Origin of the sequence: Nocardiopsis codii (genome assembly GCF_036327455.1) — a bacterium.
Lineage (GTDB): Bacteria > Actinomycetota > Actinomycetes > Streptosporangiales > Streptosporangiaceae > Nocardiopsis > Nocardiopsis codii.
In genome coordinates this window covers 57,832-73,015 of record NZ_JAUZMY010000018.1, presented here as the reverse complement: position 1 = coordinate 73,015, position 15,184 = coordinate 57,832, and the positions used below count along the sequence as shown (strand labels likewise).

The following is a 15,184-nucleotide window of genomic DNA, read 5'->3' as shown; positions in this document are numbered from 1 at the left end:
ACACCGGCTCGGTGTCGGAAGAACACGTACTCGAAAAAATATCCCGCATCCGCGTCATGACCGCTACCGATCTCGGTAATCAGGGGTGAAGGCGAGCGGCGGAGGCCCGTCGCGGGGGCGCGGGTCCCCGCCGCTCACCGGAGTCGGACCGACGATCAGGAGCGACACCATGGGTGATGCCGAGACGGGAACCGGGACGCGGGACCGCGGGGTCCACGCCCGGCAACTGCGCGCCCCGTGGGGGCGGCGGAGCCGGGAGGCGGGCTGGAACCCCCCGGACGACTGGTGGACCCCTGCCGTGGACGCGGTGTGCGAGGCCTTCACGACCGGGACGGACCTGGCCGAGCCGTGCACGCGGCTGGGCGAGGCGCGGGCCCGTTCGGGGGTGGGGATCGGCCAGAGCCTGGACGACCTCGCCGCGTTCACGGCGCTGGCGGGGTGGCGGAGCCCACCGCTCGAACTGGTGCGGGCCCTCGCCGAGGGGTGGGCCGACGCCGGGCGGGGGCGGGAGACCTGCCAGGACGCGCTGACCGGCCTGGCCACCCCGGAGTACCTGAGGACCCGGATCGGCGAGCTGTACCGGAACGCCGACGGCGGCCCGGCTCCGGCGTGGGGCCACCGGCTGGCCGTCGTGTCGCTGGATCCGCAGATCGACCCGTGGCGGCGCGCGGCCCGGCTCATCGTCCTCGGGTACGAGCTGTGCCGGTTCTTCACCCGGGGCGAGTCGGTGTGCCTGCTCGGCCGGGGCCGGATCGGGGTGATCGCCCCCGACTCCGACGACCTGGACCGGGAGCTGGACGAGCTGCGCAGGGGCATCGGCTGGGAACACGGCGCCGCCGTGTGGTCGGTGGCACTCCCTCCCACGCACCGGGAGGCACTGGCGTTGGTCGGGGGCCTGGAGAGGCCCGGATGACCGAGTGACGCCGTCCTGGCACCGGTCGGCCCCGCCCCGAGGGGTGTGCGGCCCCGTGCCGGACGGCGGTCGGCCGGACCGCGGACTCGCTGAGGGGACGACCGCGTCCGGCCGTCCGCCCGCCGAGCGGAGGCCCCGGGTTCTCCGGCCCCGGGAGAGGACGACCCGGGACCGTTCGGCGGAAGGGGGAGCGCCGCGCGCCGGCGCCCCCGGAGGCGTGTCCGCAAGGGGAGGCGGACGCGCCTCCTCCTCATGTCACCCGAGGTTGAGCCGCCCCCGGGTGGCGCCGAAGACCACGCGCTTCCAGGCAGTCGCCGGGACGGGCCTCACCGCGGCGATCCGCTGCTCGAACCCTCCCGGGACGGGAACGTGACCGTCGCTCGCGGCCACGGCCGCCATCGCGGCCACCTCGGTCACCGTGGGACCGGCCGCGCCCGCCGTGCCCGCGGCCTCGATCCAGGACTCGATGCCCGCGGTCTCCGGCGGAACGGACCGCGGGGGGACGTCCGCCGGGGCGGGGTGGTCCACCTGCGGGGGAGGATTCGCGGAGCCGGTCTCCGGCCGCCCGTCCCGCTCGGGGCGCCCGTCCGGACGGGACCAGTCGGACTGCGCCGGCGGTCCGGGCTCGTGCGCCTGCTCGAAACCGGTCAGGCCCTCGAACCGCTCGGCCGCTTCGGCGCGTTCGAGCCCGTCGGACCGCCAGCCCTCCGTGTAGGGCGCGGCGGGGATGTCCAGGAAGCCGGTCACCTCCAGGGGACCGGCGCTCCCGGGACCGACGGCGACCGTGTCGAACGGCGGCACGGGGTCCGGGCGGGCCGGCGTGACCGGTCCCGACGGGGGCCGCTCGGGACCGGACCGCGGCGCGGTCACGGGCCCCGGGTCGACCGACGGAGCGGGCTCGGGCGGGGCTGCGGCTCGTGAGCCCCCCTGCGCGGATGCGCGGGCGTCCTCCACCGCCTCGGCGCCTGTCGGCCCGGGCTCGGTGACGACCTCGTCACCCGCCCCCGCGGTCGGGGCGGCCTCGGTGGCGGAGGACGTCTCGGGAGCCGCTTCGCTGCCAGGAGCGGGTTCGCCGCCCGCGCCGTCGGTCCGCGCCGGGGCGGGAGCGGTCTCGTCCCCGCCGAGCAGGGAGACGCCCCGGTACAGCAGTGACGCGTCGCCTTGCCCCGTGTCCGCGGGGGCCGGGGGTGTGGGGGGCGACGCCTCGGCCCGTGTCCGCGGGAGCGCGTCCGGAGCGTCTGCGGTGTCGGCGGCCCCGGAGTCCTCGGCGGTCTCGTCCTTCTCCTTGTCCTTGCGCGCACGCCGGTCGGCTCCGAGGACGAGGAAGACGTCCGTCTCCTCGGCGTCGGGGTCGGCCCCGCCCGCGTCCTCGCCGGGGGCGGTCGGCGGGTCGGCGGGGCGCGGCGGCCCGACCTCGCGGGGCGCCCGCGTCCTGTCGGCCGCGGGCCGCGGGTCCGCCGGTTCCGGAGGCGTCCCCGTCCCGAACCAGGCGCGGGCCGGGGGGACCTCCGTGTGGGCGGTCGCGGGCGGCTCGTGCCGGGGCGGCCGGGGAGCCTGCGGGGGCGGTGTCCGGGGCGGAGCGGATGGGGGCGGAGCCGACTGAGGCGGTGCGGGGGCGGACGCGTGGTGCGCGGGTCCGCCCGGGGTCGCGTCCCGCACGGGGTGCGGCCACATCGGCTGCTGCGGACCCGAGGGCGGGCGCTCCCACGGCGACTGCCCGGGTCCGGGCTGCGGGCGCGCCTCCGACCCCTGCGGACCCGACAGCGGTCCGCCCGGCCGCTGGGGAGCGTTCCGGAACGGCTCCTGGGGCCCGGACCGGGGACGGACCTGCGGCTGCTGCGGGCCCGACCGGGGACCGCCCGGCCGCTGGGGAGCGTTCCGAAGCGGCTCCTGAGGCCCGGACGGCGGACCGCCCGGCTGCTGCGGAGCTCCCCGGAGCGGTTCCCGGGGATCCGACGGCGGAGCCTCCCACGGCGAGCGCTGCGGGCCCGACGGTGAGTGCTGCTGCGAGGACGGCTGCCCGCCGGGGAGCGCCTGCGCACCGGGGTACGGCTGCTGCGGACCGGACGGCGGCCGTTCCCACGGTGTGTGCTGCGAGCCGGGGTCGGGCGGCGGCGGCGGCGGAGCAGGCGTCGGCATCGGGGCACCGGACAGGAACGCCTCGGCCATCGAGTCCTGGGCGAAGGTCCGCGGCTGCTGCGGCTGCTGCGGCGGCTGCTGCGGGGCCGGGGCCGGGGGGTTCTGCGGGCCGGAGGGCCCCGCCCACGGCGGCTGGTTGGGTCCGGTGGGTTCGTGGGGGCGCGGCGTCTCGACCGCGTAGGGGGTCGGGGGGAACGGGCCCGGCGGCGGGTGGCCGCCCTCGTCCGCACGGCCCTGTTCGGGACCTACCGGGAACCACGGGGCGGGCCGGCGCGCGGACGGCTGCGCACCGCTGTCACCCCACTGCGGCGGCGGGGCCGGCCGGCCCTGCGGTCCGGTCCCGGTCGGCGGGTGCGGCGGGGCGGCGCCCGCGCGGTTCGGGTACGGGGGGACCTGCGGACCGCTCGGCGCGGAGTTCTGCCACGGCTGCGGGTTCGTGCCCACGGCCGGAGCGGGGGGCCCGTGGCCGGGGGGCGTGCGCGGACCGGAGCCGTCCGGTCGGCCGCCGGCGGGCGCGTCCCGGCCCGTCCCGGGGCCGCCGTGCGGCGGCGTGCCCGGGTCGGGGTGGCGCGGGCGATCGCCGGAGGGGTTCTCCGCTTCGTCGTGGGGCGCGGGGCGCTCGTCCCCCCTCCCCGGGGTCCCCCGGGGAGGGGTGCCCTGCTCGGGATCGGTCCCGTGGTGCTGGTTCACGGACTACTCCCCTCCTTCCGTGCGTGCGCGTGCGGGCGGGGCGCCGCCGACGGCGCGGCCCAGTGCCTCCGCGGCGACGAGCTGGACCATCCGGTGGGTGGCCTCGCCGATCAGTCGCGGGAGCACGGCGGCGCCCTGCGCGACGTGCCGGTCGTGCGGCAGGACCACGACGGCGGCACCGCTCTCGGAGATGATCCGGACCGTGCGCGCCACGTCGAACTCCGGGTCCTCGCGCCGCTGCTCGTCGAAGACGACCACCACGGTCCTCTCCGCCTCGCCCCGCCCCCTGCCGGCCAGGGAGTCCAGCTCGCGCCCGACCCTCAGCGCGGACTCGCGCGTCGCCCGGACCACCCGCACCCGGGAGTGCGCGCCCGCGCCGACGGCGGCGGAGAACGCGCCGTCGTCGCGACCCGCGACGAGCGTCACCCCGAAGAACCTGGAGATCGGAAGCAGTCCGGCGGAGTAGGCGTCCGCCCGCTCCGGGTCGGCCCTCACCGTCCACAGGCCCTCGTTGACCTCTCCGAGGCTGCCGCACACTGACTCGAACCCGGTGGAGTCCACCCCGTCCAGGTCGCCCGGCTCGGCGGCTCCCAGGCGGTCGGCCATCGAGGGCTCCCGTCCGGTGGCGTCCACCGCCAGCACCCGGTCGTGGCGGAAGTGGGCCAGCGCGCGGGCGACGAGGGCGGTGACCGCCGCCGCGTCCGCGCCCGTCCCCAGGTCGTCGACGAGGATCCGGCGCCCCGTCGAGGTGGGGCGCTGCAACCGCCGCCCCAGCTCGATGGCCTCCGCCACCGCGTCCACGGGCCGGAAGGGCCGCAGGACCGTGCGTCCGACCCTGCGGGCCCAGCCGTCCGCGGCCACCGGCCGGGACGGGGCGTCGGGTGGAGCCGGGTAGGCGTGCACGGGAGGCGCCCCCGGTGTGTGGGTCTGTGAAGCGTTCATCGTCCCCCGCTCAGAAGGTCGTGAGGAGTCGCTGGTAGGTGCCGAACGCACCGATCGCCAGGGGCACCAGGACGACGACGGCGACCGCCTCGAACCTGCTCGTGACACCGCGGAGCCTGGCGCGCACGTGCTCGGGCTGTTCGATGGACAGGACCACCGCCGGGATGGCCGCGACCGCGACCGCGATCCCCAGCGCGGGCCACACACCCCACGCCACGGCGTCGGCCCACGCGAACAGGAAACTCACCAGGACCACCAGGCTCGCTCCGATGAGTGCCGACTTCTGGGCGACCAGGGGGAAGAGCCGGGCCCGGCTGGCGACCACCAGGGCCAGCACGACCGACAGTCCCGCCGTCCACCAGTCGAAGTGGGTGGCCAGGCCGATCCCGGCGGTGGCCGTGGCCACGGCGACCGAGACGGTGGCGATCACCAGGCTGCGGTGGGCCCCGGCCACCGACGTGAGGACGTCGCCGCGGGCCACGGCGTCGCCGGAGCTGCGCCGGTCGTCCAGCACGGCGAGCCCGGAGAACGTCAGGGCCAGCCGCAGGAGCAGGCTCAACAGGATCACGCAGGCCACGGTCATGATCGCGGCGACCTGGTAAGAGGGCAGGCCGAACGCGGCGCCCGCCGACCACACGGCCGCCAGGGCGAGCCCCACGCCGCCGCCGGTCAGGCCGCCCCGGCCCAGGGCCGAGGTGAGCCCGAGGAGCAGGACCAGGCCGGACACGAGGGCGGCGGTGCCGCCCCAGCGGGCCCATTCGGCCCAGCCGAACTGGTCGCAGGCCAGCCACAGGGCCAGCCCGCCGACCGCCGTGCCGCTGATCGCCAGCGCCGTGCCCAGGGGTTCGCGCCAGGTCGGTCCGATCGCCGCACCGACCGCCACCAGGAGGGCGGCGACCACGGCCAGGCCGACGACGCCACCGCCCGCGGAGAAGTACCCCTGGAGGACCCACCCCGCCCCGAGGGAGAGGACGACCAGCGCGAGTGTCGCGGTCCACCGGGCCGCCTCCGGGCTCCAGCGCCCCAGGTGGCCGTCCAGTGCCATGGACACCGCCTCGGGCACCTCGTGCACGACGGGCGCCGGCACCGGCTCCTCGGCCCGGACGAGCCGCAGCACCGCCCCGTCGGCGACCTGCCGGTCGGCGAGGGTGGTGTCGCCGTCCAGGACGATCCCGGAGGCTGTCACCAGGTGGCGCAGCTTCGCGGGGTTCTCCACCTGGTCCCCGAGGAGGTCGAGGACCTCCGGCATGAGCGCGCCCACGGGTTCGCTCGCGGGCAGGACGGCGTCGACCCTGCGCTCCTCACCGACGAGCGTCACCCGGCTCCAAGCGGTCATTGCCTTCCAATCCTGCTCTTGCGTCTCGGGTGGCGGTCCACCACCGTTTTCGGGCCCGGACACGGGGGCGGCCCCGTGTCGGCGGGGTCAGGCGGGTACGTCGCTGACGGCGATGCGCTCCAGGTAGCCGTTGCCGACCAGCCAGCGGACCGTGGGGGCGGGGGGAACCTCGGAGAACCCGGCCGTGTCGAGCGTGAAGCGGATCCCTCCGCCGGGCAGGTCCTCGTGCGCGGGCGCGGTGGTGGCGCTCACCTGGAAGGGGTGGATGACCCGGAAGCGGTGGTAGAGCTCCTCGCCGCCCGCTCCGGTGCGGGCGTATCCGGGCAGACCGCGCTCGTCGAACGGGGTCCCGTCGGGGAACAGGTACCGGCCGCTCTCCTGCCCGAAGGAGTCGACGACGTCGCCGACCTCGAGACCGTGCAGGTAGGAGCCGCCGCTGCGCTCCTCCAGGCTCTCGCGGACGTCGGTGACCAGCTCCGCGGAGGCCTCCGCGGCCTCGCCCTCCTCCGACTGCGTGAGGACGGTCGGCGGGGGCTCGGTGGTGGCCAGTTCCTGGTAGAGCCAGCGGGCGGCCTGGTCCTCGGTCGTGAACTCCATGCCGGGGCGGCCCTGGTCGAAGTCGATGACGGCCGCGGCCAGGTAGCCCTCCTCGTCCTGGGTGATCAGGTAGTAGCTGTCGACCGTCTCGGGCGCGGGGCGGGGGTCTCCGGGGAGCACGTACAGGCTCGCGGGGACCCCCGCACCGTCCAACTCCTCGCGGGCCAGGTCGAGGGTGACCTGGGCGCCGACCCAGTCCCCGGGGATGGGCGGCACGGCGTTGTTGGCCGGGCCGGACGCCTCCTGCTCCTGTTCGACCCGCTGGGTGCTGAGCTGGGTGCTGACGAACGACCAGCCGACGGTGCCGCCGCAGATGACGGCGGCGAGGCAGGCACTGATCGCGACCTTGCCGAAGTTCTCGTCAAGGCGGCGCCGGGTGCGCTGCCCTCCGAAGAGGACCGCCTCCCGGAGGCGCTGTCGGCGCACGGCGACGGACTCCAGCAGCTGACTGTCGTAGTCGCGTGCCAACCGTGCTCCCCGTTACCTCTCGTGTGTCTCCCGCCCCGCCCCGGGACCGGTCAGATGTTCTGGACCGCGGAGTTGGCGCGGCTCAGGGTCTCCTGCGCGGTGGAGTCGTTGGTCTCCAGCGTGTCGCGCACCAGCCGGATGATCTCACGGACCTCGTTGCCCGCGTTGTGCCACTTGAGTTCCTTGGCGCTGTACTCCTCGGACACTCCGGTGGCCTCGAACTCGGCCATGGCCGCGCTGACATCGGTGTCGCGCTCGCCGATCAGCGTTTCGAGGCGGTTGGTGATGGTGTTGATGTTGGCCTGGGCCTCCTGGGAGGCTCCGACGTCGTAGGCGTTCGAGCTCATGCGGACTCCTCAGGAGTGATCAGCGGAACTTGGCCGCGTCGAAGTTGGCCGCGCCCATGTTCTGGTTGGCGTCGTCGGCCATGGTGTCGGCACCGGTGGTGAAGGCCGCGTTCATGCCGCCCTGCCCCTCCTGGATGGAGCCGAGGCCGGCGCGCAGGTCGGCCGTGATGCTGTCGGCCTGCAACTTGAAGGAGTCGAAGGCCGCCTTGCCGGCGCCGTCGAACTTGCCTGCGAGCGGTTCCGCTGCCTGGACGAGTTGCTGGATGAGGCTGGTCAGCTCGTCACCGGAACCACCGGTGTTCTGGGCCAGCGTGTTCAGCGTGCTATCGCCGACTTCCCAGCGTGACAACTGTTCACCTGCTTTCCTCGGGGGAACTCGCGAGGCGGTCGCCTCCCGAAGGGGAGGATGCACGCGGAGTGCCCGTGGTTCGGAGGGAGAGTCCCGGAACCAGAGAATGGACTCGATCGCCCCTGTGGGGGAGGAACTGCATAATACAAGCGACCTGTGACGGAGAAATAGACGCACTCCGCAACCTGTGGACAAGGGGCGCCGCGACACGGGCCCGGGTCCCCGCAGCCGTCCGCACCCGGGGAGACGGGGCAGGTGGCGGCTGTTACCGGCCCCGGGATCCCCTCCCCCTCCATCGCGACCGATCCGTCGGCGTCGGCGCCGGCCGGGCGGAACGATAAGCGGGTGCGCAGGTCAGAGCGGACATATACGCCTTGAATTCCCCGGAGAATCCGTGTCGGCGCACGGAAACCCCCCGCGGACGCCCCCGTCTCATTTCCGGGGCGAGCTCACCGCCCGTCCCCGCGTCCCTCCACCCCGCCGACCACGGCGGACGGTCGGAGGCGTCCGGGAGGAGGGGTGGGAGGACGGGTGGGAGGACGGGGCCCGGGCTCCGGCCCCCGCGACACCCCCTCCGCTCACCGAGCGTGGGTGGCCACATCCGGCCAGTGCCCCGCCCTCACGGCTCCGGTCCGCGCGCAGCGCGCGCCGACGCCTGCCGCACGCTCCCTCCCCGGGGCGGGCCGCTCCCCCCGCACCGCGCTACGGAACCCGTCCGGCGGAACCGCCGTCGTCGGAGCCGCCCGGGGGCCGCCCCGCGCCCGCTCCCGCGGCCGTGCCGCTCCCCTCCCGGCGCCGTTCCGGACGGCCCTGGCCCCGCCGTCGGTGCACCCCGTGGTCCGGGACGATCGCGACCGGGCCCTCACCACCGGTTCGGTAGGGTTCTCCGCGCCAGGTGACACTCCCGAAGGAGCCCTCTTGAGTCACGACGTGGTCGCCCTGCTGACCGAGGCCCCCGCCCGGCGCAGCCTCATCGACGCCCTGGTCGCGGCCGGGCCCGCACTGCGCGTGCGCTCGGTCTCCGAGGGCGCGGTCATCGAACTGCGCGACGACTCCGGCAGGCTCGTCGCCGCCATGCAGGCCGCCCAGCGGCTGGCCCTGTCCGCCGAGGCGGACCGGCTCCTCACCGACGGGGTCAGCGACGACCTGCCCGCCCAGCCCTACTGGGTGGAGGCCCGAGGCGCCGAACTCGCGGACGTCGACACCGCCGCGCTGGTGCTCCGGTTCGCCGAGCACCTGGTCGAGCGGCACGGCGGAGCGGTGTGGGTCCCGGAACCGCGGCTGACCGGGCGCGACGGCAACCTCACCGGCGCCACGGACCACCCCGCCGTCACCACCCTGACGGAGAAGGCGTTCGTGGTGGTCCAGGACCGCCCCCTGGTCCCCATGAGCGGATGGCTCGTCGACGCCACGGCCCGGTACGGCCGTGACGGCCGCCACCTCCAGGTCGTCACCCCCGCGGACAGCAGGATCACCCACTCCCTCCGCTCCCTGCTCACCGACCGCACCGCGCGCTGGGTCGTGCGCAACCGCGACGGGGGCCACCACGACGGGTTCTCCGGCGTCCCCCTCGTGTGGGACCCGGAGTCCGCGTTCGTCGTGGACGGGCCCGCGGCCCCCGGCGCGCAGCCCCATCCCGACTTCCGCTGGTCCGAGGCCGACGGCGCCCCCGGCACGCAGCTCCTGCTCGACTTCCAGCTCGTCCACCCCGCCACCGTGAGCCTCCGGCTGGGCGGGGCCGTGGAGCTGGTCGCCGGCCACCTCGCCGGCTCCGCCCCCGCCCTGTGGGGTACCAGCGAGCCCCTGACGCACGCCTGGGACCGCGGCCGGATCACCGACCTGTGCCGCCGCCGAGCCCCCGGGGCCACATGGCTGACCTTCACGGGCCCGCCGGAGAGCGTGCGCGGGAAGGACGCCCTGCCGTTCACCGGGACCCTGCGGGTCAGCACGGTCCCCGACGGCGTCCGGGAGAGCGTCACCCTCGCCGTGGGCCGTCCTCCCGGTGAGGAGCCGGACTTCTCCGCCCTGAACGCCATGGTCAAGGAGCTCTCCGCGAACGAGGCGCTGCGCAGCCTGACCGTCCAGCGCCTCCTCGGCCGGGGCGACCTCACCTACGCCCCTCGCTGGTCCGGCCTGCCGGTCCCCGTGGGCCTGGCCGTCGGCGTCGACGGCGTCTCCTCGATGGGCACGGACCGCGCCCTGTCCGCGCCCGTCAGGGGCGTGCCCTTCGGCCCTCCGATGACGCCCGCCGTCTGGTACCGGATCGGCGACGGCACCGAGCCCGACTCCTGGGACCGCTTCCGGGCCCTCATGGACCACCTCCGCCCGGCCGACACGGCGTCCGCCTGACCCGGCGCCCCGCTCCGCGGTCCGGGGCGGGGTCGCGGGTCGCTTGGGCGGCCGGGGCCCCCGGCCGCCCGGACCGTACGCCCTCCCCCGCGCCCGTGGCCCAGGTCCCGTGGCTCTCCGGGACTCCTCGCGGGACAACGCTTTCTTTCACCCCGTCGCGGTGGAACCATCGGAGCGGAACGCGCATCACACCCGGTGTCCGAGAAAAGTACGCGGACGCGTGACGACGAGAGGCAGTGCCACGCCGGCCCCGGAGGTCGACCCCGTGACGTCCGACCTGATCGAGCCCCCCGCCCCGGAGTGCCCTCCGAAGGGCGCCGAAGACGCCGCCCCGTCCGCGCGAGCCCCCGCGGACGGCCCCACGGCCGCTCCGGGAGCCGCAGCTCTCTCCGCCCCCGGCGGCTGACCCCTCACCCGAACCGCAGCGACCTCCCACCGCGGCCGACCCCCGCGGCCGACACGCGACGCCAGACCCGCGCCGCCCCCGACGTTCGTCCCCCGGCGGCCCCCGGCAGCACCCCGGCCGCACGTCCGGAAAGGAACAAGTCGTGTCACAGTGGAACATCCAGCCCGCTGCGGTCGGCGGCGTGCTGACGGCCGTCGTCGGACACCTCGGCGAGGAGGGCGGCGGAGACGGCCTCATCGGCGTCATGCAGAAGGTCGAGGAGCACATCGTCGACTCCGGCGACTACTCCAAGAGCCCCATCATCGGCATGGCCCTGGGCGAGTTCGCCGAGCACTACTTCGGGATCATGGGCGACATGGCGGGCCTGACCGTCGCCGCCGTCACCGGCGCCAGCGAGGCGACCACGCACTACGTCGAGGGCGACCTGGAGATGGCCGCGGAGTCCCAGGCCAACGCCGGGGTCATCCCCGAGCCGGAGCCCGCTCCGAACCACGGCCCCAACCAAGCGGTGTAGCGCTCCTCCCCCGACTCCCCCTGCCGGAGCGGTCCCCGCCCCCGGCACGAGGGCCCGGACGCCCCCGCGTCCCGCCCCCCACGTACGCACCCCGGGAAACCCCACGGTCCTCGAACCCGTCCGCGGTCTCCCCAGCACACAGGTAACGGTGGCGACTTTGTCCGACGACGGTCTGATCGACCCCAGTGCGTTCCCCATCCCCGAGACCCTCACCTACCTCCTGGACTCGGTGGCGTCGAAGCTCAAGACCGACGGCACCGACCTGTCCGACACCGGTCACGACATCACCGGCGCGTGGGCCGGCCTGGACGGCATCTACGCCGCCCCGGAGTCGGAGACCCTCTTCGGCGTCCTCGCACCGGTCGCGAGCGACGGCGACGAGGTGTCGTCGGCGCTGTCCGGCGCCTCCGACGCGCTGACGGAGTTCGCCGAGACCGCGCGCGGCATCAAGGACCGCTGGTACACCCTGCGCACCGACTCCTACGCCTTCCTCGCGAGCATCGACTACGGGGACAAGGAGGACTGGGACGAGGGCAGCGGCATGCTCTGGTGGAAGGAGGAGAGCCCCAAGGTCGCCGAGCACAACGCCCTGCTCGAGCGGGCGGCCGGACTCCAGCACGAGTTCGAGGAGGCCGAGCGCACGTGCGCGAACGCCATCACCGCCCTCTTCGGCGGCACCACCTTCATCGCGCAGAGGGCCGACGGCAGCGTCGAGGCGGGCGTGGGCCAGTTCGTGTACGGCTTCGACGAGCCCCTCGAGGGCGTGGAGACGGAGTGGGGCTCCCCCCAGACCACCGACTACGCCTGGTACACCGACGCCACGGACGCGGTCGGGGACTACGTCGTCGGCATGGCGGAGGACCTCGGCGGCATGGTCGGGGCGCACGGCCCCGAGGGATGGTTCTCCGGTTCGTGGGGGGACAACCTCTGGGAGTACTGGGGCGGAACCGTCGAGTCCCTGGGGTCCCTGGCGGGCGTGTCCAAGGACGAGAGCGGCAACTGGGGCTTCTCCTGGGAGACCGCCGGGAACGCCTGGACCGAGGCCGCCCACTCGGTGGTCCCGTGGCGTGAGTGGGGCGAACGGCCCTGGTACGTCATCGGCACCGCGGCCCTCAACATCGGCGCGACGGTGGGCGGCGCCCTGCTGACCGCCACCGGCGTGGGCGCGGTCGTCGGCGTCCCGCTGCTGGCCTGGCGCGGTTCACGCATCCTGGACGGCGTCAACGGCGGCCGGACGGACGCCGACCTGCCCGACGCCGACAGGGTCGACCTGGACACCCTCCTGGCACGCGTGCCCAGGTTCGGCGACGGGTCCGTCACTCCGGTGGACCTCAGCAGGCTCGCCGACCTCGACATCGACTCGGGGAGCTTCGACCGCATGAGCGAGGCCCTCCGACGGCTCGACGCCACGACCGGCGGCGACGGGGCCGACCTGCCGTCCGGCGGGGACGGGCGCCGCACCCCGACGGGCGACACCGACGACGGCGCCTCCCCGGACACGACCCCGCGCTCCGGGACCGACCCGGAGGCCGAGGAGCAGCACGGACCCGCGGGGGACGGGAACGACGGGCGGGCGGACCGGGACGCCGACGAGCCGACCTATCCGACCACCGAGCTGCTCGACTCCAGCCAGGACTTCCTCGACGGCGTCGACCCCGATTCCGTCCGCGGTCTGCGGGAGGGGATGGACGACCAGGAGAACGACTGGGTGACCTCGCAGGTCCCGGACGACCTCTCCTCGCTCGACGACACCCCGGTCCAGCGCTACGAGAACGACCCCTCGCGTGTGGAGGCCGACGCCGAGCGGCCCGAGGAGCTCGCGCGCGTGGGCGGCGGCGAGTACGAGATCGCCGAAGGAGCCGACGGCAACCGCGTCGACGCGCGCAACGACGGCACGGTGAACAACAGCGCGGGCTCCACGACGAACGCCGACACCCCGCGCGGAGGCACCACCGTCATCGAGACCGACTCCGGCCGCGGCGGGTCCGGTGGGGGCGGCGGAGGCGGCGGCACGGGCGGCGGAGGCCCCGGCGGCGGGTCGCCCTTCCTCCCCGACGGCGGGGACGGGTCCGGCCCGGACGGTCCCGGAGACGGCACGAACGGGAACGACGGCGGCGACGGCGACAGCGACCTGCCGAGCAGCGTCGACGACCTGAGGAACCACAGCTGGGGCGACACCCCGGAGGGCAGGAGGCGCTTCTACGCGCACTTCGAGCGTCTCCTGAACGACCGCGCCAACGGGATCTTCGACGAGTTCTACAAGTCGAACGGCCACAGGCTGAGCCGTTTCACCACCGTGGGCCCGGACCGTTTCACCCTGCCGAAGCTCGGCTGGTTCGACGGGGAGCAGAGGTGGGTCGTCAAGGACGCCCTCGCCCCCGCCGACCCTCCGTCCTACAGGGGAGACCTGAGCAAGGCCGACGCGCTCTTCCCGCGCGACCCCGGCAACCCCGCCTTCGACTACCTCGACCGCTTCGCCGAGGACCGGAGGAACGCCATCACCGCGGACACGGGCGCGCAGCGCGAACTCAGCAGGCTGGAGACGCAGTACAAGGACCACCTCGCCTCCGGCGGCGACGTCCCCCAGGACCTCGCCGACGCCAGGACCAGGTACGCCGAGCTGCACACGGAGATGGGCAGGGCCTCGGAACGCTTCGGCGAGGCGACGGCGGACATCGCCGTCCCCGCGGAGTTCGACGGTCGCCCGGTCCTGGACCAGGACGGCAATCCGGTCCTGGACGACCAGGGCGACCCCGTCCACAGGCCGAAGGTCGTCGAGCAGATCGCCCTGCCCGACACGGGGCCCAGGAGCGGGGCCCACCAGTTCGACCAGATCTGGCGCACGGAGGACGGCGGGATCGTCGTCGTCGAGGCCAAGAGCAGCACGAACACCGCGCTCGGCGAGCGTATCGTCAGGGGGGACGGCGGGAAGCCGACGAGGGTCTCCCAGGGCACGCAGGCCTACCTCGAATCCATCATGGAGAGCATGAGGGAACGAGGGGAGAAGGACGGGACCAACTCCTTCACCGAGGAGGACCTGGCCGACGAGATCCAGCAGGCCCTCGACGGAGGCAAACTCCACTATGTGGAGGTCAAGGGCAACCCGGTCACTCAGGCCGATGGCCAGGGAGCCTCTCAGGACCGGAGCGCAGGGTACTCCTTCCGCGAATTCAACCTGACCCGGAGGTAGGAACATTGGCCTATCGCATCGCACGTCACACGATCGACATCCCCGCCTACCGGGCCAAGGAGAAGCAGTTCCCGGAGAAGCGGGCCAAGAAGATCGCCGACCTCTCGCAGCACCCGGAATCCATCGGTATGACCTCCTCCACCGTGTTCCGGTACGCGAAGATCGCCCTCACCCTGGACCCCGAGGGCGGCAGACTGGAGACCTGGGAGGCCTGGACCTCCGCGATGCAGGTCCTCAACGCCGTCTTCGACCTGAGCACCGCCCCGGAGGGCACCGAGATCCAGTGCCTGATCGACCAGGAGGTGCGCACCCTCACCGCCACGGGCCCACGCCTCTTCACGAATCCCGGCAACTGGGAGACGGCGTTCTTCCTCGCCGTCACCTGCCGTGACGAGAAGCGCTGGCGCACACTCTGCGAGATCCCCGTCGACCTCCTCCGCGAGCACGGGGGAGACCGCTACAACGCGTACACCTACCACTGGATCGCCGCGCTCCAGGCGTTCGTGCTCAACCGCCCCGGGCTGGTCGACCACCTCGCCAGAGCCGTGGAAGCGTCCTACCCCCGCAACGGCGCCTTCGGCGGCGACATCCTCGACGACATCGTCCGCCCGGAGATGAACGCCTTCAGGTTCTTCGTCACCGAGGACTCCGACGAGTTCAACAGGGCTCTCGCCCAGGGGCTCGCCAGCTTCCACGCGCACTTCACCGCCGACGCCGAGCGCGCCGAGGACGTCCACGGCACCGTCCCCCTGGGCCTGCTCGCCCTCGCCTGCTGGGCCCACGACCGCAGTCGGCACCACGCCGGGTTCACCCTGGACGTCGAGTCCGGCTACCTGCCCCCCTACATCCTCGACGGCGGCTGGGTCGGAGAGTTCCCCACCTGACGGGCGACGCCCCGGAGGACCACACCGTCGGGCACACCGCCCGGGGCCCGGCGGCCGTGG

11 protein-coding genes are annotated in these 15,184 nt (G+C 74.6%); 5 read left to right on the top strand and 6 right to left on the bottom strand.

Going from position 1 to position 15,184, the window contains the following annotated elements:
- Window positions 1-169: 169 nt before the first annotated feature.
- Window positions 170-913 carry a hypothetical protein gene (locus Q8791_RS18540; protein WP_330092994.1) on the top strand — a complete coding sequence of 248 codons (744 nt, stop codon included), beginning with the start codon at window positions 170-172 and terminating at the stop codon, window positions 911-913.
- A 255-nt stretch (window positions 914-1,168) separates the two neighbouring features.
- Here Q8791_RS18540 and Q8791_RS18535 read toward each other — a convergent pair whose 3' ends face one another.
- The 6 genes from Q8791_RS18535 to Q8791_RS18510 all read right to left on the bottom strand — a co-directional run bounded on the left by Q8791_RS18535 (window position 1,169) and on the right by Q8791_RS18510 (window position 7,781).
- The gene (locus tag Q8791_RS18535) at window positions 1,169-2,572 is read right to left on the bottom strand and encodes a hypothetical protein (protein ID WP_330092993.1); all 1,404 of its coding nucleotides are present in this window, start codon (window positions 2,570-2,572) and stop codon (window positions 1,169-1,171) included.
- 1,173 nt (window positions 2,573-3,745) lie between these two features.
- Window positions 3,746-4,684 carry an ATPase gene (locus Q8791_RS18530; RefSeq protein WP_330092992.1) on the bottom strand — a complete coding sequence of 313 codons (939 nt, stop codon included), beginning with the start codon at window positions 4,682-4,684 and terminating at the stop codon, window positions 3,746-3,748.
- A gap of 10 nt (window positions 4,685-4,694) precedes the next feature.
- Window positions 4,695-6,020 carry a type VII secretion integral membrane protein EccD gene (gene eccD, locus Q8791_RS18525; RefSeq protein ID WP_330092991.1) on the bottom strand — a complete coding sequence of 442 codons (1,326 nt, stop codon included), beginning with the start codon at window positions 6,018-6,020 and terminating at the stop codon, window positions 4,695-4,697.
- A gap of 87 nt (window positions 6,021-6,107) precedes the next feature.
- A complete protein-coding gene (locus Q8791_RS18520) occupies window positions 6,108-7,085 on the bottom strand; it encodes a TNT domain-containing protein (protein ID WP_330092990.1) in 978 nt (325 codons plus the stop codon).
- A 50-nt stretch (window positions 7,086-7,135) separates the two neighbouring features.
- Window positions 7,136-7,432, bottom strand: a complete 297-nt coding sequence (locus Q8791_RS18515) for a pore-forming ESAT-6 family protein (RefSeq protein WP_330092989.1) — start codon at window positions 7,430-7,432, stop codon at window positions 7,136-7,138.
- A gap of 19 nt (window positions 7,433-7,451) precedes the next feature.
- Window positions 7,452-7,781, bottom strand: a complete 330-nt coding sequence (locus Q8791_RS18510; RefSeq protein ID WP_330092988.1) for a hypothetical protein — start codon at window positions 7,779-7,781, stop codon at window positions 7,452-7,454.
- 918 nt (window positions 7,782-8,699) lie between these two features.
- On the opposite strand from Q8791_RS18510, the gene Q8791_RS18505 reads away from it, so the two are divergent.
- The 4 genes from Q8791_RS18505 to Q8791_RS18490 all read left to right on the top strand — a co-directional run bounded on the left by Q8791_RS18505 (window position 8,700) and on the right by Q8791_RS18490 (window position 15,124).
- The gene (locus Q8791_RS18505) at window positions 8,700-10,130 is read left to right on the top strand and encodes a DUF6177 family protein (protein ID WP_330092987.1); all 1,431 of its coding nucleotides are present in this window, start codon (window positions 8,700-8,702) and stop codon (window positions 10,128-10,130) included.
- A gap of 548 nt (window positions 10,131-10,678) precedes the next feature.
- Complete coding sequence (locus tag Q8791_RS18500) at window positions 10,679-11,050, top strand: DUF6507 family protein (protein ID WP_330092986.1); 372 nt, start codon at window positions 10,679-10,681, stop codon at window positions 11,048-11,050.
- A gap of 148 nt (window positions 11,051-11,198) precedes the next feature.
- Window positions 11,199-14,240, top strand: coding sequence for a hypothetical protein (locus Q8791_RS18495; protein ID WP_330092985.1), 3,042 nt, complete (start codon window positions 11,199-11,201; stop codon window positions 14,238-14,240).
- A gap of 5 nt (window positions 14,241-14,245) precedes the next feature.
- A complete protein-coding gene (locus tag Q8791_RS18490; RefSeq protein WP_330092984.1) occupies window positions 14,246-15,124 on the top strand; it encodes an immunity 49 family protein in 879 nt (292 codons plus the stop codon).
- Window positions 15,125-15,184 lie beyond the last annotated feature (60 nt).

What these genes read in the sequence shown, in the direction of transcription:
- Q8791_RS18530 (WP_330092992.1), bottom strand. Translation starts at nt 4,684, where the DNA reads ATGAACGCTTCACAGACCCACACACCGGGGGCGCCTCCCGTGCACGCC.
- eccD (WP_330092991.1), bottom strand. Translation starts at nt 6,020, where the DNA reads ATGACCGCTTGGAGCCGGGTGACGCTCGTCGGTGAGGAGCGCAGGGTC.
- Q8791_RS18540 (WP_330092994.1), top strand. Translation starts at nt 170, where the DNA reads ATGGGTGATGCCGAGACGGGAACCGGGACGCGGGACCGCGGGGTCCAC.
- Q8791_RS18515 (WP_330092989.1), bottom strand. Translation starts at nt 7,432, where the DNA reads ATGAGCTCGAACGCCTACGACGTCGGAGCCTCCCAGGAGGCCCAGGCC.